Genomic DNA, 22,098 nt, shown 5'->3' on the forward strand with positions numbered 1-22,098 from the left:
AAGCACTATGATAACCGGAAGTATCGTCGCGCTGGTAACACCTATGACGTCCGCTGGCGCCATTGATAAAAAAGGTCTCGCTACGTTGATTGAGTACCACATTCAGGCGGGCACTGCGGCGCTAGGTATTGCGGGCACAACCGGTGAAAGTGCGACCCTCACCATGGGTGAGCACATTGACGTTATTCAGTTCGTTGTTGAGCAAGCTGCTGGTCGAATACCTGTGGTTGCAGGAACCGGGTCTAACTCTACTCATGAAGCCATTGAATTGACCGTGGCTGCGGCTGCAGCCGGTGCCGAATACTCACTGCTAGTCACTCCCTACTACAACAAACCGCCGCAGGAGGGGCTTTATCGCCACTTTTGCCAGGTTGCGGCAGCCGTCAACATTCCCATCATTCTCTACAACGTGCCATCAAGAACAGGTGTCGATCTGAGTAATGAGACCGTTCTCAGGCTAAGTGAGGTGGGAAATATTGCAGGGCTCAAAGATGCTACGGGCGATGTCGAGCGTGGGAGGGACTTAATCTCAAAACTACCTGACACCTTTGCGGTTTACTCTGGAGATGATGCGACAGCCCTTGATTTGATGAGCGCTGGTGGTCGTGGCAACGTTTCGGTGACTGCAAATATCGCGGCGAGCAAAGTTGCGGAGGTTTGTCGTCTGGCCATCGCCGGTGACTACACCGGGGCACAGAAAATTAACGCAGAGCTCAGCGCATTAAATGATGCGCTTTTTATTGAAGCTAACCCCATCCCCGTGAAATGGGCCATGGTAGAGTTGGGAATGATCAGCGATGGCATTAGGTTGCCATTAGTGGCAATGTCTTCAGCGCATCAAGACACAGTTTTAAAGGCAATCCGGCAGGCGGGACTCTAACGATGAAAAGGTATGGCTTGGTGCTCGCGTTACCCGTGTTGCTGCTTCAGGGCTGCAGCTGGATTTATGGTGAAGACGGTTTGTTCCCGGATAACACCGACCGATACCAAGACGCCCCAGAGTTGGCGGTTATCTCAGTGCCTGCGACAGCTTCCACCGAAGCGCTCGATCCCACCTACCCGATCCCTGATGTTAAGCAGAGCTTTTTATTGGAGAGTGAGTTTGAGGTACCCAGACCCGCTCCGCTAACCGGCTCCAATCAATACGAGACGGTGCGCATTCAACGCCTAGCTGACGAAAGCTGGGCTCTTGTTGCGGTAGCCCCCGGGCAGCTTTGGCCACAAGTGCGGGGGTTTCTCACGGCCTCGGGGATTGCTGTGGCAGCTTCTGATGCTGAATCTGGATTGATAGATACACAGTTCGTCACTCTACAAGACAGGGCGTTACCCACGCGATTCCGGTTTAGAGTGGACACCGGTGTTCAGCGTAATACGTCTGAGCTTCACGTGTTGCAACAAAATCAATCGGGCAGCGATACCTCCTGGCCAGCGGTATCTGATGACCTCGAGCTTGAGTCGGAGATGCTGCGCAACATTGCTCAATTTATTGCCAATAGCGCCGAGGCGGCCCCCGTTTCAATGATGGCGGACAGGGCGATGGGTGACGAGGGGCGCGTCACGCTCGAAGACAGTGAGACTGCGACGCGTTTGATATTGCGTCTGCCCTTCAACCGCGCTTGGGCTTCCATGAACAAAGCGCTGCCTGAAGCGGGATTTGCTATTGACGATAAAGATCGCACCGAGGGCGTATTCTATCTGACCTTTGTGGGTCCTCAGGAAGAAGACGAGAGCGGTTGGTTTGACTGGATGTGGGGCGGAGAAGACGCCCATCCTCTTGCCAACCAAAAGTTCCTTGTAAAGGTCGCCTCGGTAGAAGAGTCACGAATGGTCATTTCGCTCATGGGTGAGGACGGTGGCCCGGTTGAGCGCAGAGACCAGCAAGCTTTGCTGACATTGATTAAAGGCACTATCAACTGATGCGATTTGCTTCCCTGGGTAGTGGTAGCCAGGGTAACGCGACCTTGGTGAACACCGAGGAGACGCTGATCCTAGTTGATTGCGGCTTTCCTCGCAGGGAGACCGAGCGTCGCCTGCAGCGATTAAATGTTGCCGCTGAAGACATTGATGCAATTATTGTGACCCACGAGCATGGGGATCACAGTGGCGGAGTGGCGAGTTTTTCACGACACTACAAAACCCCCGTATATTGCACCCACGGCACCGCCGCAAGCGGCCGGTTATCCGGCGTTTTTCAGCAGGTTTTGATCAACGCGGGGGATGATTTTACGATAGGGTCGATTCACGTTCTGGCCGTTCCTGTGCCTCACGACGCCCGAGAGCCGGTGCAGTTTCGGTTTGAAGCTGCAGGGGGCATTCTGGGGCTGCTGACCGATTTAGGCAGTATTACTCCGCACCTCGTGGAAGCGTTCTCTGGATGCGATGCCCTGCTACTAGAATTTAATCACGAGCTTGAGTTACTGATGCAAGGCTCTTATCCCGCGTCTCTAAAGCGACGTGTGGCCGGTGACTTTGGACATTTGAACAACAATCAGGCTAGGGAGTTGTTACAAAGACTTGATAATCACCGATTGAAAGTTTTGGTGGCTGGGCATTTAAGCCTTAAAAACAATAGCAAAGAGCACGCCTTGGCAGCCCTTGCTGCTGCGGCTAGTCACCATCAAGCGGCGGTTCATCTCGCTTGTCAGGATTCCGGCTTCGAGTGGTTATCGGTGTCTGGTAATGCGGGCTTTGCACTCGCCGAAGCGGTCAGTGCTTGATGCTTCCAGCGACGGTTACTCCATAGCCAATCTTCCGGGTAGGCGCGAATGGCCGCCTCGGTGAGTTCGGCATAGCGTTCAATGATCCATGATTCTTCTACCGCTTTGGGTTCCCGAGTAATTTCCATGACTTCAACCTCAAAATATCCGCGTTTCTTGCGCTGACATTTCGCAAAGGCGACGGGGAAGCCAGTTGCCTTAGCCAGCGACGCTGCGCCTGAAAAAAAGGCGGTTTCTCGATTGAGAAACGTGGTGATATGGACGCGCTCACGCAACCCTGGAGATTGATCAGCGAGCATGTAAATTAGTCGTGGTGTTCTACGGTGCCGAATAATATTTCGCGCAGTGTCACGCATTTCAATCGCAGTTGCGCCAAACCGTCTGCGGGCTTGTAGGCTGAACGCGTCGGCAGCTTCACTGTGAAGTCGCTTATAAACAAATGCCATCGGCATTTCATATAGCGCGGCGGCACGATGGAGCATCCACTCCCAATTGCCCTGATGTGCCAGCATCACCAAAACCGACTGTTGTCCCTGCTGGCTTAACTCGGCAAGTAATTCTGGGTTGACGACCTCAAGGTGCTGTTCAAAAAAAGTCAGTGGTTGCCGCGATCCAGCAATAATTTCGACGGCGGTGTCGCACAGGTTTCGGTAAAACCGTTTGCGGGTTGTCTTGATTTCCGCTGTGGTCCACTCGGGGAACGCTTGGGCGAGATTTTGTTCTACGACTTTCCGCCGATAACGGAATACATGTTGCAGTAACCAGGCCCCGCCTGAGGACGCGGCATAAAGCCACTTTAGAGGCAGTCGAGCTAGTGCCGAGTAAATTGATTTAATCATTTTGTCCTTCGGAAGCCCTATGGCAGTGTTCGGGCACCGTTAGGGTAGTGACATAATCGAGCAGGCCGACTTTGGGGCATTGCAGCATTGGATTGTTGGTCAGATCTAGTAGCTGGAGTTTCGTTAGTTGCGCTAAGGGCACAGGATCGACCACGACATTGTGATCGAGCCACAGTGACTCAACACCCGAAAGCTGTCCCAATTCCACAAGGTTGCGTATACGGTTATCAGAGAGCTTTAGCTGGGTGAGGCCAGCAAACTGACCGAGCCCATTTAACGAGGCAATGCCGGCATTGCTGCAGTTGAGCGCCTTTAGCTCGAGAGGATCCGCAATATTTTCATCCGTAATGCGTTGCTCGATACACCGCTGTAATGCCTCATCAGCGACCTTAAAATCCGTGAACAGTCGAGCGGGTCCGTAGACCTGACGATCGTTTAACGTGACGTCATAATTCTGGCAAGCGGCGAGCAAAAAGCAGAGCAAGCAGATGCGATACATGGGCGACTCCTGACTGTGACTACGTATAATGCCAAGAACGCGGGTCTTGAGACACAGTTATGGTAGATAAATCCGGTCAATTGCGCCGACGCCAGGGTGAGTCAGGGTCTCAACGGGCTCGGATACTGAAACAGTTGGAGCAATCGCTGCGCAAACATTGGCGCCTAGGGCAGAATATGGTGTTGTGCTGGGCCCCTGACCCAAAGGGTGTGCTGACACTGATGGTTCCCCATTACTTTTTGGGTAACCTCACCGCTGGGGAGGGTAGCGGTGAGCTTGCGGAAAAAGAGCAGTTTGTGAGTGCGGTTATCGGAGGCTCCTGTCTCAAAAGTCACGGGGAGATTTTTAGTATTGCTCGGCGACTCGGTGTGTCCACCAGTTTCATCAAGCTCGATGGCGTTTTGGGGGAAGACCCCGAGATGCTAGCGGCGGCCGACGCTATTATTTCAAGCTATGGAATCAGCTATGTCAGCTCCCGTGCGGTGCTGCTTTTTGACATTGCTGAGTTCTCCCTCTACACCCCGTTTGAGCAGGCGAGCCAACTCAATTCCTTGTCTTACTCAATGAACTCAGCGTACAGCAAGCTGCAGCGTCAGGGCGTCGATGTAAATTTTGCAAGAACCACCACCGGCGATGGATATTATGTGTGGAATCGCGATCAGGGCGCCTACCCAGATCTAGATATGTTGTCGTTTTTGCTGCTGATTTTAATTGATAATGCGGTAGCTAGAGGCCAAGCGTCAGGGAACACAGTGCCTGTTATTCGATCGGCTTTTCATATTGGTAGCCACTACGAGTTGTTTCAGGCTGAGGGTGTAAACCCCTCAGTTTTGAGCTACATCGTGGGAGACGTGACAATTGCCCTGGCTAGAATGCTCGAATCTGGCAGGGCAGGACAGATTATCCTGGGTGAATTTCAAGCGAATTTGCCGAATCGTGAAGGTGTTTTTGGTGCGCAAGAGTTCGTAGCGCAGGCTATTGCTGAGTTGAAAGAGCTCAACAAACTGCGCATAGCGGGGCAGTCTCTGACGGATATTCGGGCTGTGACCTCTCAGGAGGGGGCTTTGCAGACCTTGTCGATGGTGGATAAGCACGGCATGGCCCTTGAGGCACTGAATTTGGAGCTCGAAATTGAGCTGTCCGATGAGAATTTGAGGCTGGGAGTACGCTAGCCTTGAGTCAGCCTGAAGCGACGTCGGAGGCGTGTACGGTTGTACCTGCGACTGCTGGGGCATGGCCTATTGCGCAACGTATTGCAGGCCAGTTGAGCTGTCGGGTGGCGCGCCATGCCGAAGAGGTAATTTCTCCCGTCGCACTTTTTGTTGACCACGATGATTTGTGGCTACAAAAGCGTTCATCAGAGCAGGTGAGCCCCGTGCGAGTAGATTTCGCATCCCCGGGACTTCAGCACCGACGTAAGAGCGGACAAAATGAGCTGTTGGGAAGAGCTGTAGGGGTCAAGGGTGACGTCAGGCCATCGGTGTTAGATGCGACCGCCGGGTTAGGGCGGGATGCTTACGTTTTAGCTGACCTCGGGTGCTCTGTCACTCTAATTGAAAGATCCCCGGTGCTAGCGTTCATGCTTGAGCAGGCGCTGGAACGAGCGTCGATTTCTGCCATTGCGTCGGTCCAGTTGGCGTGCTCTCGGATGCAACTGCAACCCGGAGACAGTCGCAATTACAACACTTCAAAAGAAACGGTTATCTACTTGGATCCCATGTTTACTGAACGTCGAGGGTCCGCCGCGGTAAAGAAAGATCTCAGTGTATTGCAGGCACTGCACGGCAGTTTGGAAAACGAAGACGAGCAACTGCTTGCCTGGGCAATGTCACAACCCGTGCGGCGTGTCGTTGTTAAGCGGCCTTTGAAATCGCCCGCACTTGATCTTCGAAAGCCGTCACATACCATCAAGGGGAAGGCTGTGCGGTTTGATGTTTATGCACTCTAGGAGATTGCTATGTCAGCGTGTCTGGTAACGGGCTGTGCTCGTGGGGGTAAGACAGTTTTAAGCTCTAGAGTCACCGATGCATTGAGCCAGGGTGATGCTTGTGATCGGTTGCGACAGTCAGAGCCGTTGGCGCTGCTTGTGTTGCGTTGTGAGCAGCATTCCCCCCTTATAGAACCCGGCAGGCAGCATGAGCTCGAAACACTTCAGTCGTTTATTGAAGCGCCCTGGATGCTGCTTCAGACGGCGCTTGGCTTAGCCAGTCATGCTGGATTGAAAGTTGTCTTGGAGCTACCGCAACCAACCGACGCATTAACGAAGTCGGTAGCTGCATTTTGGTCATGTTGGTTGGAGTCTCGAGATTTTCCTACGGGAACCTCGGCATGTGAGGTTGAGCTGCGGTCGCTTAGTGAGCCGCCAGCAGGCGTGACATGATGCCAAAGTAAATGGCGGTGAGTCGGGGGATATCATCGAGTGAAATATGCTCGTCGACTTGATGTATCGAAGCATTAACGGGCCCCAGTTCTACAATTTGGGTGCCGGTTTTGGCGATGAACCGTCCGTCGGAGGTACCCCCGCCCGTCGACAATATTGGGGCTGTTCCCGTGATGGACTCAATACTGGCGGCGACCGCATCGACCAATGCACCAGGCTCAGTCAAAAAGGGCTCGCCGCTCAGTCGCCATTCAATATCAAATTCAGAGACGTGCTGACTCAAAATTTGTTCGCAGCGGCTGCGTATCGCCGTCGCGTCAGTCTCTGTTGAGAAACGCACATTAAACTGTGCCGTCAGTGTGCCCGGGATAATGTTGGTAGCGCCTGTGCCCGCTTGAATATTTCCAAACTGTAGGCGAGTGGGCTCGAAGAAGGCGTTGCCTTGGTCCCAAGGCTCCTTCGCGAGTGCATCGAGGGCCAAAAATGCCGAGTGAATCGGGTTGTCTGCGAATTGAGGGTAAGCGATGTGACCTTGTTTGCCCCGGATTGTGATCACCCCATTAATGGAACCGCGTCGCCCGTTCTTTATCACGTCACCGAGAGACGCAGAGCTTGAGGGCTCGCCGACCACGCACCAGTCAAGCCGCTCTCCTCTGGCGATCAGTTCATCAACAACTCTGACCGTTCCGTCTGTTGCAGGACCTTCCTCGTCTGCGGTGATTAAAAAGCCCAGCCGCCCGGAGTGATCACCATGTTGTTTGGCGAAAGCCTCTGCTGCCACGGTCATGGCGGCAAGGCTTGCCTTCATGTCGGCAGTGCCTCGGCCATAGAGCACACCGTCGCGCTCAGTGGGTGTAAAGGGCGGCGTTGACCATCGTGTTTCGGGTCCCGTTGGAACGACATCGGTATGGCCTGCGAAAACGAGCGTGCCTTCACCCTTGCCGCGGGTCGCCCAGAAATTATCGACCTCTCCAAAGCGCATGGGCTCGCAGTCAAACCCGGCAGCTGTCAGTCGCTGCATCAGTATTTCCTGACAGCCTGCATCGTTGGGCGTAACGGACGGACATTCTATGAGTTGGCGGGTCAGCGCAACGGCTGCTGCCCCGTATTCAGTTGTTGGCATGAAGGCTCTCATTCAATTCAATGGCTGAGCGGTTAGTGAGGCACTCTACAGTGCCAGACGTGCTATTCCGCCTGAATAATAGGTCTGATTTCCCTGCGAGGTCGCGGGCTGAGACGGTTTCCACAGGTTTTCTCGCACCATCTAAAAGTGTCACTTTGGTGCCCGCCGTTATGAATAGTCCAGCTTCGATCGTGCAGCGATCTCCCAAGGGGATCCCCAATCCGGCGTTGGCCCCAATCAAACACTCTCGGCCTACTGAGATAATAATATTGCCGCCTCCAGAGAGGGTTCCCATGGTAGAACAGCCTCCGCCAAGATCTGAGCCCGCACCTACCCAGACGCCTGCTGAAATTCGCCCCTCGATCATGCCGGGTCCTTCTGTTCCCCCATTGAAGTTGATGAAGCCTTCGTGCATCACCGTCGTTCCTTCACCTAGGTAAGCGCCCAGTCGGATTCTAGCCGTGTGGGCAATGCGTACACCGCTTGGCACTACGTAATTTGTCATTTTGGGAAACTTATCGACGCTCGCGACCTCGAGTACACTCCCTCGCAGGCGCGCATCCAACTGGCGCTGTGCCAGATCGCTCAGGCAGACGGCGCCCTGATCTGTCCAGGCCACATTGGGCAGTAACGCAAAAACCCCTTCCAGTTCGGTGTCGTGGGGTTTGACTTGGCGATGGGACAACAAGTGCAGCTTTAGATACGCATCCGCAACGGTCTCTGGGGCGGCGTTGTCGGTGAGTGTGGTCGCCAACACCTTGCCACTCGAAGATTTTAGCTGATCGGCAACAGCCGCCTGCTCACTGGCGCCTACCGCAGCAAAGTTACTGCTGAGCTCCGCGAGTTGGCTCTCATCGAGAGGGCCCGACACACCTTGTACCACCGCGGCAAGATCGCCTCCGATATTGCTGAGCGGGTTAGGGTAAAAGACGTCTAGTGTCTCGCCCGCCGTATTGTGGGTAGCAATACCCAGTCCAAATCCATGCACCATGCTCATGGTCGTCTCCTGTAAATGTTAGAAAATTTATCGTTGAAAGCGAATGGCATAGTCGGTGGCGCTAAAGCCTACAGCGGTCTCGCCTTGGTGCTCTAGCACCGGTCGCTTGATCAGCGTTGGGTGGTCGAGTAAGAGTGCTATCGCATCCCCGCTCTCTGCCTTCAACCGCTCCTGTTCAGAAAGATTTTTCCAAGTTGTACTGCGTTTATTGAGCAGCGCTTTTTGACCTACGGCATCGATCCAATGGCGCAGCTGCGTTGGTGAAGGGGCGGTTTTTCTAAGATCCACGAATTGGTAATTTAGGTCTTCAGATTCGAACCACTGCTTTGCTTTTTTAATGGAATCACAATTGGGTATACCGTAAATCACAGGGTCCATAGGAGCTCCTACACTCATCAATTAGGTCAGGCAGGCCATAAGCCTATCAGAATCAGGGTTTGTTGATCTTTTTGGGGTGTTTGCGAAGGGGGTAACAGGTAGTACATATTTCGCAGACCCGACCATCACAGCCTCGGGCTGTGCAGTACTCCCGGCCGTAAAAAATAATTTGCAAATGGAGATCGTTCCAGCGGGACTCTGGGAAGACGCGTTTGAGATCCCGCTCGGTTTCGACAACGTTTCTGCCCCGGGTCAAACCCCAGCGCTGGGCAAGACGATGGATATGCGTGTCGACAGGAAATGCAGGGTGGCCCCAGGCCTGAGCCATCACTACGCCAGCGGTCTTATGGCCGACACCAGGCAAAGCTTCAAGCGCTTCGAAAGTCCGAGGAACTTGAGCATCATGCTGGGCAATCAAAATCTGACTCAAGCCCTTAATCGCTTTGGATTTCTGTGGAGACAGCCCGCAGGGTCGAATGATGCTGCGAATAGCTTCGACTGAGAGTTCAGCCATGGTTTCGGGTGTATCGGCGGCGGCGAACAATCCCGGGGTCACCTGATTGACCCGCTCGTCGGTGCACTGCGCGCTCAATAAGACCGCAATTAAGAGTGTAAAGGGGTCACTATGATCTAGGGGTACCGGAGGTTTTGGGTACAGTTCAGCGAGGCGCCTGTCGATAAAAGTGACGCGCTCTCCTTTTGTTAGATTTTGCGGTGTAGAGGGTTCAGGGGCCATAGCTTTACCAGCCTTGCTCGAGTGCTTGAACGATCCGCTGTGCGGCTTCAACGCATGTTTCCTGATCGGTGACCAGTGCCATGCGGATACGGTTTTCTCCCGGATTCTCGCCATTGACCGTTCGGCCTAAAAACTGCCCAGGGAGAACCGCGACGTTGCAGCGTCTCAGTAACTCACACGCAAATTCCAAGTCGTCAAACGGCGTTTTAGGCCACAGGTAAAAGCCAGCGTCTGGGGTGGTGACGTCGAGCTGTGAAGATAATATGGGCACCACGGCTTCAAATTTGGCGCGGTAAGCAGCGCGGTTCGCCACCACGTGGGTTTCATCGCTCCAGGCAACCGAGCTTGCAATCTGGTGGTGAGGTGGCATGGCGCAGCCATGATAGGTTCGATACTGCGTAAATTTTTTAATGATGTCAGCGTCTCCCGCGACGAAACCTGATCGCAGCCCAGGGAGGTTGGAGCGCTTTGATAAGCTGTGAAAGCACAGACATCGAGTGAAATCGTTGAGGCCCATGTTCGCCGCAGCGCTAAGAAGACCCGTGGGTGGTGCCTGTTCGTCGGGATAAATTTCGCTATAGCATTCGTCGCTAACGATAACAAAATCATGTTCTTGAGCAAGGGTAATGAGGGTCCGTAGCTCGGCCTCGGCCATGACCGCACCCGATGGATTCCCTGGATTGCAAATGTACAGTAGCTCCAGCTGTTCCCAGTCATCAGCAGTAACGTTGGAAAAGTCGGGCTTGAATTTGTTGCAACTGTTGGCCGGAACGAATGTGGGGTTTGTGCCCGCTAGCAATGCTGCTCCCTCGTAGATTTGGTAAAACGGATTGGGGCTCATAACTCTTCCCGGCTCGCCGGGGGTCACTAAGGTCTGGGCAATTGCAAACAAAGCCTCGCGAGTGCCGTTCACCGGCAGGACCTGAGCATCAGCATCAATCCGTGGCAGCTCAAACCGCCGCTCTATCCAGCGCGCGATACTCGCCCGTAACGACGCTGAGCCCGTGGTGGAGGGGTAGTGACTGATTTCACCGAGGGCTTGGGTAAGTGCTTCTATGACCACTTGAGGCGGGGCGTGCTGAGGTTCACCAATTGTCAGTGCTATTTCAGGCAGGTTTGCCGCCGATATGCCTTTAAATAAGTGGCCCAGTCGTTGAAATGGATAGGGCTGTAATGCGTTTAAACCCGGATTCATAGCTGACTTTGCAGCTCTGTGTCGAGAGCTTGTTTTATCGCGTCCTCGAGACGAATCAGTGCTTGAGTGTCGCTTATGCTATTGCCATCACTTGTGGTGACAAAAAAGACATCCTCTACGCGCTCGCCCAATGTCTGAATTTTTGCCGCCTGCAGTGATACGTTTTGGGCCACGAAAACCGCGCCAATATTGGCGAGTAGCCCAGGGCGGTCGGGGGTGGCAATCTCAAGTACCGTCCAGCCGCGTCGATCGTCTTGATGAACCGATGTCTCAGTGGGAATGACGAATGATTTTTGCCGACGTGGCGTGTGTCGAGTGACGGTGCGGATCTCTTTCTGAGTCAGCGCAGCAGACAGCCCGACTCTGATGCTCTCTAGGGTAGTGATATCTCCTGAAACCGGGTTGCCATCGGCCTTCAGCACATAAAAGGTATCTAGCGTTGCGCCATCGCTCCCTAAATAAATTCTAGCGTCGTTCACACTCAGGTCTAAGAGTTCCAATTGGGCGCAAATACGAGCAAAGAGATCGGGGCTGTCAGGCGCATGAACAAAAATTTGTGTTGCGTTGGCTACGGTTGAATCGCTGCTTTGCCGAATTAGGACTAGAGCTTGCTCGAGATTGCTATGGTCTGCGATGGACTCGGTATGCCAGGCAATATCATCCGGGCGCTCTCTCAGGAAATAGTCATCGCCTCTCAACGCCCAGATGCCTTCGATGTCAGCTTTGATAAAGCCTCGATCCTCTAGCAATTCCAAAGCCGCTTGACGAGTTGTATCAACCACACTCTGACGGTCTACGGGATTTTCCAGTCCTCGAATAAGCGCTCGGCGGGTTTCCGTATAGGTCTGACGTAGCAGCGTGCTGCGCCAGGCATTCCAAAGTTCTGGGTTCGTGCCATGAATGTCAGCGACGGTGAGGGTATACAAATAATCTAGGCGCTCTTGCGTGGCCACATGTTTGGCGAAGAGGGCGATCTCATCGGGATCCGAGATGTCTTTGCGCTGTGAGAAGGAGCTCATCAGTAGATGGTTGCGCACTAACCACACCACTAGGTTGGTATCGGTTTGGCTGAGACTGTGTCTCTCGCAAAATCCCTGTGCGTCGACGGCACCTAACTCGGAGTGATCCCCACCGCGACCCTTCCCGATATCGTGGTAAAGCGCAGCGATGTAGAGCAGCTCGGGCGCCCTGAGGCGCTGGGCGATTCGTGTGGAGACTGGGAATTTATCGGTGTAGTCGGCGCGCATGAATCGGCGGGTATTGGCGAGAACCTCAAGGGTGTGCGCTTCAACGGTATAGGCGTGAAATAGATCGAATTGCATTTGCCCCACGATGCGCCCAAATTCTGGGAGATACCTGCCCAGCAAGCCATGCCTGGCCATGCGACGCAGTTGCAAAGTGACGCCGTGTGGTGAGCGAATGAGCTCCATGAACAGTCTTTGATTGACTGGGTCTGCTCTAAAGGGGGGATCGATAAGGTCGTGGGCGGCTCTTAACAGCCGCCAAGTTCCCGGGGCAATTCCGCTGATATTAGAGTTATTGGCGAGGACAACGAACACCTGCAACAGGTTTGAGGGTTCTTTGATAAAAACGTCATCTCGCCTTGCAGACAGCAGGCCGCCTATCACCTCAAAGTCGTCGCTAAGCAGTCGGGCTTTTTCGCGATCATCGCTGTGCAAAATTTGTCGCTCGAAAGCCTGCATGACAAGCTCACGAAGTTGCGCCAAGGCCTGTGCCCAGCGATAGTAAACTTGCATAAACTGCTCTACCGCAAGTTTTTCACCGTCAACCATTTCCCAAAGTTGAGAGAGCTTCTGTTGTTGTTCAAAAAGCAGACGATCTTCTTCTCGACCGTTTAACGTATGCAGCGCGAAACGCACTTGCCCGATAAAATTTTGACCGGCTTCCAACATCCTCTGCTCATCGGTGTTGAGAAAGTCAGCTTCATTGAGGTCCTGTAAGGCAACGTCGTAGTGGCGTTTGGCAATCCAGCCGATGACCTGAATATCCCTGAGTCCACCGGGACCGTTCTTGACGTGAGGCTCCAAATTGCTTTCGGTGTTGCCAAAATGATCGTGGCGCGACTCGGTTTCCTCAAGCTTCGCCTTATAAAAGTCTTTGCTGTCCCACATCCGATCTGCATCGATATGGCCTTTTAGTTGTGCAAATAGCTCAGTGCTCCCGGCGATGCAGCGCGCCTCAAGCAGAGACGTAAAAATGGTGAGATCCTCCCGAGCTAGAGTTTCGCACTCGTCCAGCGTCCTGACACTAGACCCAACTTTGAGGCCGATATCCCAAAGATTTCTCAATAGTTCGGAGAGTTGTGCTGCGGTGCTTTCGTCGGGGGGATGCGTGACGAGGATTAACAGGTCAATATCGGAGAATGGATACAGTTCACCGCGGCCGTAACCACCTACGGCCGCAAGTGCTAAATCTATTCGCTGATCCAGATAAAAACGCCACAGATGGGTCAGAACATCGTCAACCGCCGCTGAGCGAGCAGATAGTAGGGGCCAGACCGGGCTGGTCGGGTGAAAGTCACCAGTAATTTCTTCAGTGACCTCCGCAAGATATCGCTGGCAATCTTGCACAGGTTGGTCTGAATGGCTAATTGGCTTGGCCATGAATCGCGCTCTCTGGGGTCAACTCAACAAGGCAGGATTTCGGGAGTTCTTTTGGTAAAGACTTCACACCCATCAGCAGTGACCGCGAGAGTGTGCTCCCACTGCGCGGAAAGTCGTCCGTCACGAGTGGTCACGGTCCAGCCGTCTTTGGTGTTGAGCTTGGTATGACGTTTGCCTGCATTGATCATGGGCTCGATAGTAAAGGTCATGCCTTCAGTAAGAACCTCCCCCAAGCCTGGAGAACCGTAGTGGAGAATTTGGGGCTCTTCGTGAAAAATTTGCCCAATGCCATGGCCGCAATACTCGCGAACGACGGAATAATAATTTTCTTCCGCGTAACGTTGAATCACGTGACCGATGTCACCCAAGGTCGTTCCGGGCCGAACAATTTCAAGTGCCTTGTAAAGACATTCCTGCGTAATGCGAATCAATCGCTCTGCATGGGGTGCCACGTCGCCCACGCCCACCATAATGCTGGTGTCACCATGCCAGCCGTCCTTGATCACAGTAACGTCGATGTTGATGATGTCACCATTGCGGAGCTTTTTGTTGTCTGAGGGGATGCCATGGCAGATCACATCGTTTACCGAGGTGCAAATGGACTTGGGAAACCCGTGGTAATTTAAGGGAGCTGGAATGGCGTGCTGAACGTTCACGATGTAATCGTGGCAAATGCGGTCTAGCTCTCCCGTAGTCATTCCGACTTTGACCAATGGCTCTATCATCTCCAGAACTTCAGCCGCTAGGCGGCCTGCAACGCGCATGCCTTGGAGCTCTTCGGGGGTTTTGGGTGTAGCAGCCATGCCAATTCACATCTCTTTTCCGGGGATAAGGGCATTGTAACCAAAGGACGCGCTAATGTCCTTTTTCCTTCTCCAATTCGTGGAAATATGGTATAACGCGCGCCTCGTTGGAATGAGTCCGGCGGGGCGAGGGTGTTTGCCTTCGCTTTAATGTCGACTTCACACATCATAAAAGCTGGGCCGGGTGCCGTTTTTCGGTTGGACCTAGCGGACGTGTGACGATCAAAACCCAAACCTCAGGAAGGTATTTATGGCTCAAGTAAGCATGCGCGATCTGCTACAAGCAGGCGCCCACTTTGGACACCAGACCCGTTTCTGGAACCCCAAAATGGACCAATTCATTTTCGGGGCGCGAAACAAAATACACATTATCAATCTCGAGCACACCGTGCCGGCGTTCAATGACGCGCTCAAACACGTCCAGCGCCTTGCGAGCAACAAAAGCAACATTATGTTTGTAGGCACTAAGCGGGCGGCAGGTAAAGTGATCGAAGAGCAGGCTGCTCGCTGTGGTATGCCTTATGTCAGTCATCGTTGGCTGGGCGGCATGCTCACCAACTACAAAACCGTTCGCTCATCCATAAAGCGGCTGCGAGAGCTTGAGGATCAGGAAGCTGACGGTACTTTCGCCAAGCTGACAAAGAAAGAGGCGCTGATGCGTACTCGCTCTAAAGAAAAGCTAGATCGTTCCGTCGGCGGAATCAAGGATATGACCGGTTTGCCTGACGTCCTGTTTGTTATTGACGTCGATCACGAGCGAATCGCCATTACTGAGGCAAACAAGTTGGGTATTCCCGTCATTGGCATCGTCGATACAAATAGCAATCCCGATGGTATCGATTACGTGATTCCCGGAAATGATGACGCGATTCGAGCCATCAGGCTTTATGTGAAAGCTGTTGCCGACGCCGTTTTGGAAGGCAAAGCTGAGCGAGGCGAAGTGCCCGCCGCTGATGAGTTTGTCGAGGTTGAAGAAACGCCAACAGACACAGCCGAATCGGCAGAGGCCGACGCCTAAGATTACGCCGCGCCTTGCGCGGCTTTTTTTTAATTCAGCGGGGCGAACGCCCTGCAGCAAACTAACAGAGCTTTTTCGGAAATGACTTCCGAGATGGCGTGATGAGGGATATAGCATGTCAGCAGCATTGGTAAAGGAGCTTCGAGAGCGCACAGGACTGGGGCTCCTCGAGTGTAAAAGAGCGCTGAAGGAAGCCGCTAACGATATTGACGCAGCCATCGAGGCTTTGCGTAAATCCAGCGGAATGAAGGCAGCGAAAAAAGCGGGCCGAATTGCGGCGGACGGCGTTGTAACAACGCGCATCGCCGAGGATGGCAGCTTCGGTGTATTGGTCGAAGTGAACAGTGAGACTGATTTTGTCGCTCGAGATGAAGGCTTTTTGGGTTTTGTGGGTTCGGTGGCTGATAAGCTTTACGAAAACCGATCTGCCGATGTTGAGGCACTGAAGTCAGGTTCCCTTGAGGAAGCTCGTGAAGCGCTGGTGCAGAAAATCGGAGAAAACATCGGTATCCGTAGGGCCTCTATGGTCACAGCAGAAAACGGTGTTGTGGGAAGTTATGTGCACGGCAACAATAGAATCGCTGTGCTAGTCGAGTTGCGCGGTGGTGATCAAGACCTTGCTCGCGACGTCGCCATGCATGTTGCTGCGGTCAATCCCCAGGTGGTATCTCCGTCGGACATGCCTGAGGAGCTCCTCGAAAAAGAGCGCGATATTTTTACCGCTCAGGCACAAGAGTCTGGCAAGCCAGCAGAGATCATTGAAAAAATGATTGGCGGACGTATCAAAAAATACCTTGCCGAGAACAGCCTTTCAGAACAGGCCTTTGTTAAAGACCCCGATGTGACAGTAGGAAGCCTTGTCAAAGCGGCGGGTGCTGAAGTGGTGTCGTTTTCACGCTTTGAGGTTGGCGAGGGTATCGAAGTGGAAAAAGTTGATTTTGCCGACGAGGTCGCTGCCCAGCTTAAAGGGTAAATTTGATGCGGCCCCACTAACATTGGGGTCGCAGCAAGCTGGCCGAACGGTTTTTTGTTGGTCATATGTCGCTTAGTAAGCACCGGTCAGGAACTTATGGCCTGACTTACGACTCAAGTGTCCGGTAGGATAGTAAAGTCTTGAGAAAGGAGAAGACCTGTGGCAAGCGAAAAAATAGTCAAACGCATTCTGCTCAAACTCAGCGGTGAGGCCCTCACCGGCGAAGAAGCGTTTGGAATCGATCCTAAAGTACTGGATCAGCTTGCCCTCGAGGTTGGTCAATTAGTTGGTATCGGCGTACAAGTGGGTCTGGTTGTCGGCGGCGGCAACCTGTTTCGCGGTAAAGCGCTTCAAGCTGCTGGCCTAGATCGGGTGACCGGCGACCATATGGGCATGCTGGCCACCGTGATGAATGCCCTGGCACTTCGCGACGCGCTGGAGCGCTCCAACATCGCCACTCAAGTCATGTCAGCCATCCCCATGAGCGGCGTTGTCGATCATTACGACCGCAGAAAGGCTATTCGCGCGTTATCCAACGGAGATGTTGTTATCTTTACCGCGGGAACCGGCAATCCGTTTTTTACGACCGATTCGGCGGCGTGCTTGCGCGGCATTGAAATCAACGCCAATCTCGTTTTGAAGGCGACAAAAGTCGACGGCGTTTACAGCGCGGATCCAATGAAGGATGCAGCTGCTGAGCGTTTTGATCAGCTGACTTTTGATCAGGTTTTAGATCGCAAGCTGGAGGTGATGGACTTAACGGCAATTTGCCTGTGCCGTGATCATAATTTACCCGTTCGTGTCTTCGATATGGCACAGCGAGGCGCGCTGCTCAGTATTGTTAGGGGTGGCTCAGAGGGCACTTTGATTAGCTGATGGACGGTTCCAGTCACAGAGCTGTTGCAATACAGGAAAAAAACCATGATTGACGATATTCGCATTGAGACTGAGGAGCGCATGGTCAAGGCCGTGGATGCACTGGGTCATCACTTCAACAAAATTCGAACGGGTCGGGCGCATCCTAGCCTGCTGGATGGCATCAAGGCTGAATATTATGGGTCGCTCACGCCTCTGAATCAGTTGGCTAATATCACCGTTGAGGATGCTCGTACTTTGGCCGTAACCGCTTTTGATAAGAGCATGACGCCGACTATTGAAAAAGCGATTATGAAATCTGACCTGGGTCTTAACCCTGCAACGGCGGGTGATGTGATGCGCATTCCCATGCCTATGTTGACAGAGGAAACCCGGCGCGGGTTTATTAAGCAAGCGAAGGCTGAGGCAGAGGCGGGCCGAGTGTCCATTCGCAGTGCCCGACGTGATGCAAATGGCATGCTGAAGGAGTTACTTAAAGATAAAGAGATCTCTGAAGATGATGAGCGCCGTGCTCAGGACATTATCCAGAAACTGACCGATACGTTTGTCGCCAAAGTAGAGGAAGCTCTAGCGGCGAAAGAAACGGATTTGATGGAAATCTGAAGGAGTTCCTGGCCCAAGTGCCGACAATACGATGAATACACCCTTTCAATCCAACCTCGTTAACTGGCGGCCAGAACCCCAGCACATCGCCATTATTATGGACGGTAACGGGCGTTGGGCGAGTCGTAGAGGGCTTCCCGTGCCTGCAGGACATCGGGCGGGCGTGGAGGCGGTGCGTGCGGCGCTGAAAACCTGTAAGGAAAAGGGGATTAAGGCACTCACCTTATTCGCTTTTAGCAGTGAAAATTGGGGGCGACCCGAAACTGAAGTTCGAGCTTTGATGGCACTGCTTTGTCATTACTTGCGTCGCGAGGTGGAGCAACTGCAACGAGATAATGTCCGTCTCCGTTTCATAGGGCGACGGGATCGGTTAAGCAGCCGTTTGCAGCGGTTGATGGGCCGCAGTGAAGAGTTAACGGCGCTCAATACCGGGGCCACACTGACACTGGCAGTGGATTACGGCGGTCAGTGGGATGTGGTGGAGGCTGCAAAAATATTTGCGGGTGAGGTTGCTTCGGGGAGGACGACCCTCGATGAGATCACCCCTGAGCGGTTTGAGCGGGCGCTGTCGCTGGGTGATTTACCCGCGCCAGATCTGTGTATCCGCACTGGTGGAGACGCTAGGATTTCTAATTTCATGCTTTGGCAGATGGCTTACACGGAATTTTATTTTTGCGACGTGCTTTGGCCTGACTTTGACGCGGCTGCCGTGACCCTTGCTATTGAGGACTTTCAGAGCCGCGAGCGACGATTCGGATTGCGTGGCGGCGATGATGCCTTTGTTCAGTCTCTGGACATAGCTGGGAACGCCTGATCATGTTGCGTCAGAGGGTGATCACAGGGGTGTTGTTGGCATTAGCTTTTTTGGCGGCAGTTTATTTTTTGCGTTTAGAGGCACTGGCAATAATCTTTGGTGCGGTCGCGGCTGCAGGTGCTTGGGAATGGAGTGGCCTGTCTGGTATCAAATCCGTGCCGTTAAGAGTGTCCTACACTTTGACTTATATAGGCCTGCTGGCGTTAACTTGGGTAGCGCTCGCCATTGGTAATGCGCCGTCTCCTGAGGTTTTCCAACCCTGGTTGGGTTCTGCCTGCTTTTTTTGGTCTGTCGTTATGCTCATGGTTGAGAGTTATCCGGGTACCGCATGGATTTGGCGCAGTCGGATGAGCCGGGCGGTCTTTGGTTTGTTCATTTTAACGACAACATGGTTGTCTACGATCTTCCTACTCACGATGCCCAGCGGCACTGAGCTGCTCATTTTAATGGTATTGGCCGTGGCCTTAGCTGACATTGGCGCTTACTTTGTAGGCCGCCGATGGGGACGTCACAAACTGGCAATCCGGGTAAGTCCCGGTAAAACTTGGGAGGGTTTTTTTGGGGGGGTAGCGTCAGTTGTCGTCCTTACCTGTATCGTGGCCTATATGTTGCCTCAGCATATGGCGCATCTTTCTTTGGTTACAGTAACTCTCCTAGGTCTTGCGGTAGCAGGTGCCTCCGTATTGGGTGATCTGACTGTCAGCATGGTAAAACGCGAAAGTGGCGTCAAAGACTCCGGTAGGTTGCTTCCGGGTCATGGGGGTCTCCTAGACAGAATCGATGGGTTGTGCGCGGCTGCTCCTGTGTTTGGGTTGGGATTACTTCTTGCAGGATACTGAGCTGAAACAGGTTGTCGTTTTGGGGGCTACCGGGTCTATTGGTCTTAGTACTCTGGACGTGCTCAGTCGTCATGCTGACCGCTTTCGTTTACACACCATAACGGCGTATCGTTCCGTCGAGAAAATGCTCGAACTGGTGCTTGCTCACCAGCCTGCACAAGCGGTCATGGCTTGCCCAGATGCCGCCGAGCAGTTGGCTTCTCGGCTGCCTTCTGAGTGCCCAACGCAAGTGCTTGGCGGCGCGCAGGCGCTGATTGATGCGGCGTCCGCCCCTGAGGTCGATGTGGTGATGGCTGCGATAGTGGGCTTTGCTGGTCTGCGACCCACATTGGCCGCTGCAGAACATGGCAAGCGACTGTTACTCGCCAACAAAGAAGCTTTGGTAAGTGCTGGCCGTGTTTTCATGGAGGCGACGCGCGCCGGTGGCGCGACATTGTTGCCGATCGATAGCGAACACAATGCCATGTTTCAGTGCATGCCGGCCAATGCCCAAGGCCGACCCCAATCAGCGGGAGTCGAGAAAATTTTGTTGACCGCATCCGGAGGGCCTTTCAGGGGCCGCCGCCGCGCTGATTTAGTGAGCGTGACCCCTGAGGAAGCCTGTGCGCACCCCAACTGGTCTATGGGTCGTAAGATCTCGGTGGATTCAGCAACATTGTTGAACAAAGGATTGGAGCTTGCCGAAGCGTGCTGGTTATTTGAGTGCACCCCCGACGACATCGACGTGGTGGTTCACCCACAAAGTATTATTCATTCTTTGGTGCGTTATGACGATGGTTCAGTGCTCGCGCAGTTAGGCAATCCAGACATGCGGACACCGATTGCGTACGGCTTGTCTTGGCCTGAGCGAATTGATGCAGGCGTCTCGCCGTTAGATCTGGTCAGCGTAGCAAAGCTCGATTTTGAAGCTCCCGACTTAGAGGCTTTCCCCTGCCTGCGACTGGCACAAGAGGCCATTACCCAGCCGGGAGGTATGTGTGTTCTTAATGCGGCGAATGAAATCGCTGTAGCTGCATTTTTAGGCGGAGAGTTGGGGTTCACCGGTATTGATGACGTCATAGCAAACACCCTAGAGCGGGTCTCGAGTAGCGAGCCAGAGAGTTTGGAGGCTGTTGAGGATTTGGATGGTCGCGCAAGGATTTGCGCTCAAGAGCGTATTCAGCAATTAACACGCGACTCGGGGGGGGGGTAAGGCTGTGGAATTTCTCTGGACGGTGCTCACGGCGCTAATAACACTGGGTATTTTGGTGGCATTTCACGAATACGGCCACTTTTGGGTCGCTAGGCGCTGCGGCGTAAAAGTACTGCGCTTTTCAGTGGGTTTTGGTACGCCTCTGTGGCGAACTCAAGATGCTGACGGCACTGAATACACCATCTCGGCAATTCCCTTAGGCGGCTACGTGCGAATGCTTGACGAACGCGAAGGTGAAGTTGCGTCAAGTGAACTCCATCGCGCCTTCAATCACCAGTCTGTTTGGGCACGCATTGCGATTGTCAGTGCTGGACCGTTGGCCAATTTCCTGCTGGCTATTTTTGTGTTTTGGGTGCTGTTTTTGAGCGGCGAGAAAGGCCTAGTGCCAGTCGTCGAAAGTGTTGAACCCGATTCGCCGGCTTATTTTGCAGGCATTGAAGTGGGTCAAGAAATCATCAGCGTTGACGGTAAACCCACCCCAACCATCAATGCGCTGAGTTTTCGCCTGTTGGAGCGTTTAGGCGACTCAGGTTTCATTGAATTGGAGGCCCGTTATGCGGGCTCAGAGGTTCAATACAGTTCAAATGCCCCGATTGACCGGTGGCTTGCAGGTATTGAGGCCCCAAACCCTATTGGAGGTTTGGGTATTGCCCTGGCCTTCCCTCCAGTGCTGCCGGTTGTCGAGGAGACCATAGAAAACTCGCCTTCCGAGTTGGCTGGATTCCTACCGGGGGATCGGATTGTGTCCGCAGACAATCAGATGATGGCGAATTGGTCAGATTGGGTCGATTACGTTCGGGCTAGACCGGGTGTTCCTATTGCCGTGGTTGTAGAGCGTGACCGATTGGAGGTGTCACTTAGCCTAACGCCGGAGGAGAAACTGTCCAATGGGGATACCATCGGCAGTGTGGGAATGTCTGTGCAAGCGCCCGAAATTCCTGCGGAAAGCCTGCGGGTCTTCGACAGGGGGCCATTCGACGCACTTTTGGCGGCTTTGCAGCGAACTTTTGACCTTATCGTGTTTACATTTGAATCAATTTTAAAGATGCTGCAAGGGTTAATTTCGACAGCCAATCTATCGGGGCCCATCACCATTGCGCAGGTGGCCGCATCGTCAGCAGAGTCCGGCTGGCAATCGTGGCTCGGTTTCCTTGCGTTGTTGAGTATTTCACTGGGGGCCTTAAATTTACTGCCTATTCCTATCCTTGACGGTGGTCATTTGCTGTTTTACATCATCGAGGCGTTCACTGGACGGGCTGTACCCGAGCGCATTCAGGGTTGGGGGTATCAAATGGGACTAATTATGGTGATGAGTCTCATGGCTTTTGCCCTGTATAATGATTTTAGTCGGCTGTAGATGGGTCGCTTATCAAGCTATTTCGAACCTGCCGCTGCTAGAGGGCAACGGTCTGGAGCGGCTTTGTTACTGATTGCGCAAAAAGGCAACAGTTTTGTGGGAGAGAGCATCTTTTGATGTGGTTTGTTAAAAGTA

At 53.3% G+C, this 22,098-nt stretch carries 23 protein-coding genes; 14 read left to right on the top strand and 9 right to left on the bottom strand.

Annotation, left to right across the window (positions count from 1 at the left end; genetic code table 11):
• The first annotated feature begins 7 nt into the window (after positions 1-7).
• From dapA to ACMAY6_RS04345, 3 genes are read left to right on the top strand one after another with little or no spacing between them, the layout of a single operon-like run.
• Complete coding sequence (dapA, locus tag ACMAY6_RS04335; RefSeq protein ID WP_435214762.1) at positions 8-880, top strand: 4-hydroxy-tetrahydrodipicolinate synthase; 873 nt, start codon at positions 8-10, stop codon at positions 878-880.
• Positions 881-882: 2 nt separating this feature from the next.
• Complete coding sequence (gene bamC, locus ACMAY6_RS04340) at positions 883-1,917, top strand: outer membrane protein assembly factor BamC (RefSeq protein WP_435214764.1); 1,035 nt, start codon at positions 883-885, stop codon at positions 1,915-1,917.
• The gene (locus ACMAY6_RS04345; RefSeq protein WP_435214765.1) at positions 1,917-2,717 is read left to right on the top strand and encodes an MBL fold metallo-hydrolase; all 801 of its coding nucleotides are present in this window, start codon (positions 1,917-1,919) and stop codon (positions 2,715-2,717) included. Before bamC ends, ACMAY6_RS04345 begins: the two co-directional genes overlap by 1 nt.
• On the opposite strand, the gene ACMAY6_RS04350 is transcribed toward ACMAY6_RS04345, so the two are convergent.
• Positions 2,642-3,556: a lysophospholipid acyltransferase family protein gene (locus ACMAY6_RS04350; protein WP_435214767.1), complete on the bottom strand. Its 915-nt coding sequence runs from the start codon at positions 3,554-3,556 to the stop codon at positions 2,642-2,644. The two genes, ACMAY6_RS04345 and ACMAY6_RS04350, sit on opposite strands and share 76 nt — an antisense overlap.
• Positions 3,549-4,055: a hypothetical protein gene (locus ACMAY6_RS04355; RefSeq protein ID WP_435214769.1), complete on the bottom strand. Its 507-nt coding sequence runs from the start codon at positions 4,053-4,055 to the stop codon at positions 3,549-3,551. The genes ACMAY6_RS04350 and ACMAY6_RS04355 overlap by 8 nt, the downstream gene beginning before the upstream one ends.
• 59 nt (positions 4,056-4,114) lie before the next feature.
• Here ACMAY6_RS04355 and ACMAY6_RS04360 point away from each other — a divergent pair, with 59 nt between their 5' ends.
• The 3 genes from ACMAY6_RS04360 to ACMAY6_RS04370 are packed head-to-tail and all read left to right on the top strand — an operon-like array spanning position 4,115 to position 6,435.
• Entirely contained in the window at positions 4,115-5,227 is a 1,113-nt protein-coding gene (locus ACMAY6_RS04360; RefSeq protein ID WP_435214771.1) for a hypothetical protein, read from the top strand.
• A 2-nt stretch (positions 5,228-5,229) separates the two neighbouring features.
• Positions 5,230-6,003: a class I SAM-dependent methyltransferase gene (locus ACMAY6_RS04365; protein WP_435214772.1), complete on the top strand. Its 774-nt coding sequence runs from the start codon at positions 5,230-5,232 to the stop codon at positions 6,001-6,003.
• Between the two features lie 9 nt (positions 6,004-6,012).
• Positions 6,013-6,435, top strand: a complete 423-nt coding sequence (locus ACMAY6_RS04370) for a hypothetical protein (RefSeq protein WP_435214773.1) — start codon at positions 6,013-6,015, stop codon at positions 6,433-6,435.
• Here ACMAY6_RS04370 and dapE read toward each other — a convergent pair.
• The 7 genes from dapE to map are packed head-to-tail and all read right to left on the bottom strand — an operon-like array spanning position 6,407 to position 14,291.
• Positions 6,407-7,558: a succinyl-diaminopimelate desuccinylase gene (gene dapE, locus ACMAY6_RS04375; RefSeq protein WP_435214775.1), complete on the bottom strand. Its 1,152-nt coding sequence runs from the start codon at positions 7,556-7,558 to the stop codon at positions 6,407-6,409. The genes ACMAY6_RS04370 and dapE overlap by 29 nt on opposite strands.
• Positions 7,545-8,555, bottom strand: coding sequence for a 2,3,4,5-tetrahydropyridine-2,6-dicarboxylate N-succinyltransferase (gene dapD, locus ACMAY6_RS04380; RefSeq protein ID WP_435214777.1), 1,011 nt, complete (start codon positions 8,553-8,555; stop codon positions 7,545-7,547). The genes dapE and dapD overlap by 14 nt, the downstream gene beginning before the upstream one ends.
• 27 nt (positions 8,556-8,582) lie before the next feature.
• Positions 8,583-8,933 (bottom strand): Spx/MgsR family RNA polymerase-binding regulatory protein, encoded by a 351-nt coding sequence (locus ACMAY6_RS04385; protein ID WP_435214779.1) that lies wholly within the window; start codon positions 8,931-8,933, stop codon positions 8,583-8,585.
• A 52-nt stretch (positions 8,934-8,985) separates the two neighbouring features.
• Positions 8,986-9,669: an endonuclease III gene (gene nth / locus ACMAY6_RS04390; RefSeq protein WP_435214781.1), complete on the bottom strand. Its 684-nt coding sequence runs from the start codon at positions 9,667-9,669 to the stop codon at positions 8,986-8,988.
• A gap of 4 nt (positions 9,670-9,673) precedes the next feature.
• Positions 9,674-10,864, bottom strand: a complete 1,191-nt coding sequence (gene dapC / locus ACMAY6_RS04395; RefSeq protein ID WP_435214783.1) for a succinyldiaminopimelate transaminase — start codon at positions 10,862-10,864, stop codon at positions 9,674-9,676.
• Entirely contained in the window at positions 10,861-13,488 is a 2,628-nt protein-coding gene (gene glnD, locus ACMAY6_RS04400; RefSeq protein ID WP_435214785.1) for a [protein-PII] uridylyltransferase, read from the bottom strand. The genes dapC and glnD overlap by 4 nt, the downstream gene beginning before the upstream one ends.
• A 23-nt stretch (positions 13,489-13,511) precedes the next feature.
• Positions 13,512-14,291 (bottom strand): type I methionyl aminopeptidase, encoded by a 780-nt coding sequence (map, locus tag ACMAY6_RS04405; RefSeq protein WP_435214787.1) that lies wholly within the window; start codon positions 14,289-14,291, stop codon positions 13,512-13,514.
• A 250-nt stretch (positions 14,292-14,541) separates the two neighbouring features.
• Here map and rpsB point away from each other — a divergent pair, with 250 nt between their 5' ends.
• The 8 genes from rpsB to rseP all read left to right on the top strand — a co-directional run bounded on the left by rpsB (position 14,542) and on the right by rseP (position 21,963).
• Positions 14,542-15,309 (top strand): 30S ribosomal protein S2, encoded by a 768-nt coding sequence (rpsB, locus tag ACMAY6_RS04410; RefSeq protein WP_435214789.1) that lies wholly within the window; start codon positions 14,542-14,544, stop codon positions 15,307-15,309.
• Positions 15,310-15,424: 115 nt separating this feature from the next.
• Entirely contained in the window at positions 15,425-16,282 is an 858-nt protein-coding gene (gene tsf / locus ACMAY6_RS04415) for a translation elongation factor Ts (RefSeq protein ID WP_435214790.1), read from the top strand.
• A 159-nt stretch (positions 16,283-16,441) separates the two neighbouring features.
• Positions 16,442-17,158, top strand: coding sequence for a UMP kinase (pyrH, locus tag ACMAY6_RS04420; RefSeq protein WP_435214792.1), 717 nt, complete (start codon positions 16,442-16,444; stop codon positions 17,156-17,158).
• A gap of 45 nt (positions 17,159-17,203) precedes the next feature.
• Positions 17,204-17,761 (top strand): ribosome recycling factor, encoded by a 558-nt coding sequence (frr, locus tag ACMAY6_RS04425; protein WP_435214793.1) that lies wholly within the window; start codon positions 17,204-17,206, stop codon positions 17,759-17,761.
• A 31-nt stretch (positions 17,762-17,792) separates the two neighbouring features.
• On the top strand, positions 17,793-18,575 hold the full coding sequence (uppS, locus tag ACMAY6_RS04430; protein ID WP_435214795.1) for a polyprenyl diphosphate synthase: 783 nt from the start codon (positions 17,793-17,795) through the stop codon (positions 18,573-18,575).
• A gap of 2 nt (positions 18,576-18,577) precedes the next feature.
• Positions 18,578-19,414 carry a phosphatidate cytidylyltransferase gene (locus ACMAY6_RS04435; protein WP_435214797.1) on the top strand — a complete coding sequence of 279 codons (837 nt, stop codon included), beginning with the start codon at positions 18,578-18,580 and terminating at the stop codon, positions 19,412-19,414.
• Positions 19,401-20,606 carry a 1-deoxy-D-xylulose-5-phosphate reductoisomerase gene (gene ispC / locus ACMAY6_RS04440; RefSeq protein ID WP_435214798.1) on the top strand — a complete coding sequence of 402 codons (1,206 nt, stop codon included), beginning with the start codon at positions 19,401-19,403 and terminating at the stop codon, positions 20,604-20,606. Before ACMAY6_RS04435 ends, ispC begins: the two co-directional genes overlap by 14 nt.
• A gap of 4 nt (positions 20,607-20,610) precedes the next feature.
• Complete coding sequence (rseP, locus tag ACMAY6_RS04445; protein ID WP_435214800.1) at positions 20,611-21,963, top strand: RIP metalloprotease RseP; 1,353 nt, start codon at positions 20,611-20,613, stop codon at positions 21,961-21,963.
• The last annotated feature ends 135 nt before the right edge of the window (positions 21,964-22,098 follow it).

It is taken from the genome of Luminiphilus sp. nBUS_16, assembly GCF_051201645.1.
Taxonomy (GTDB): Bacteria; Pseudomonadota; Gammaproteobacteria; order Pseudomonadales; family Halieaceae; genus Luminiphilus.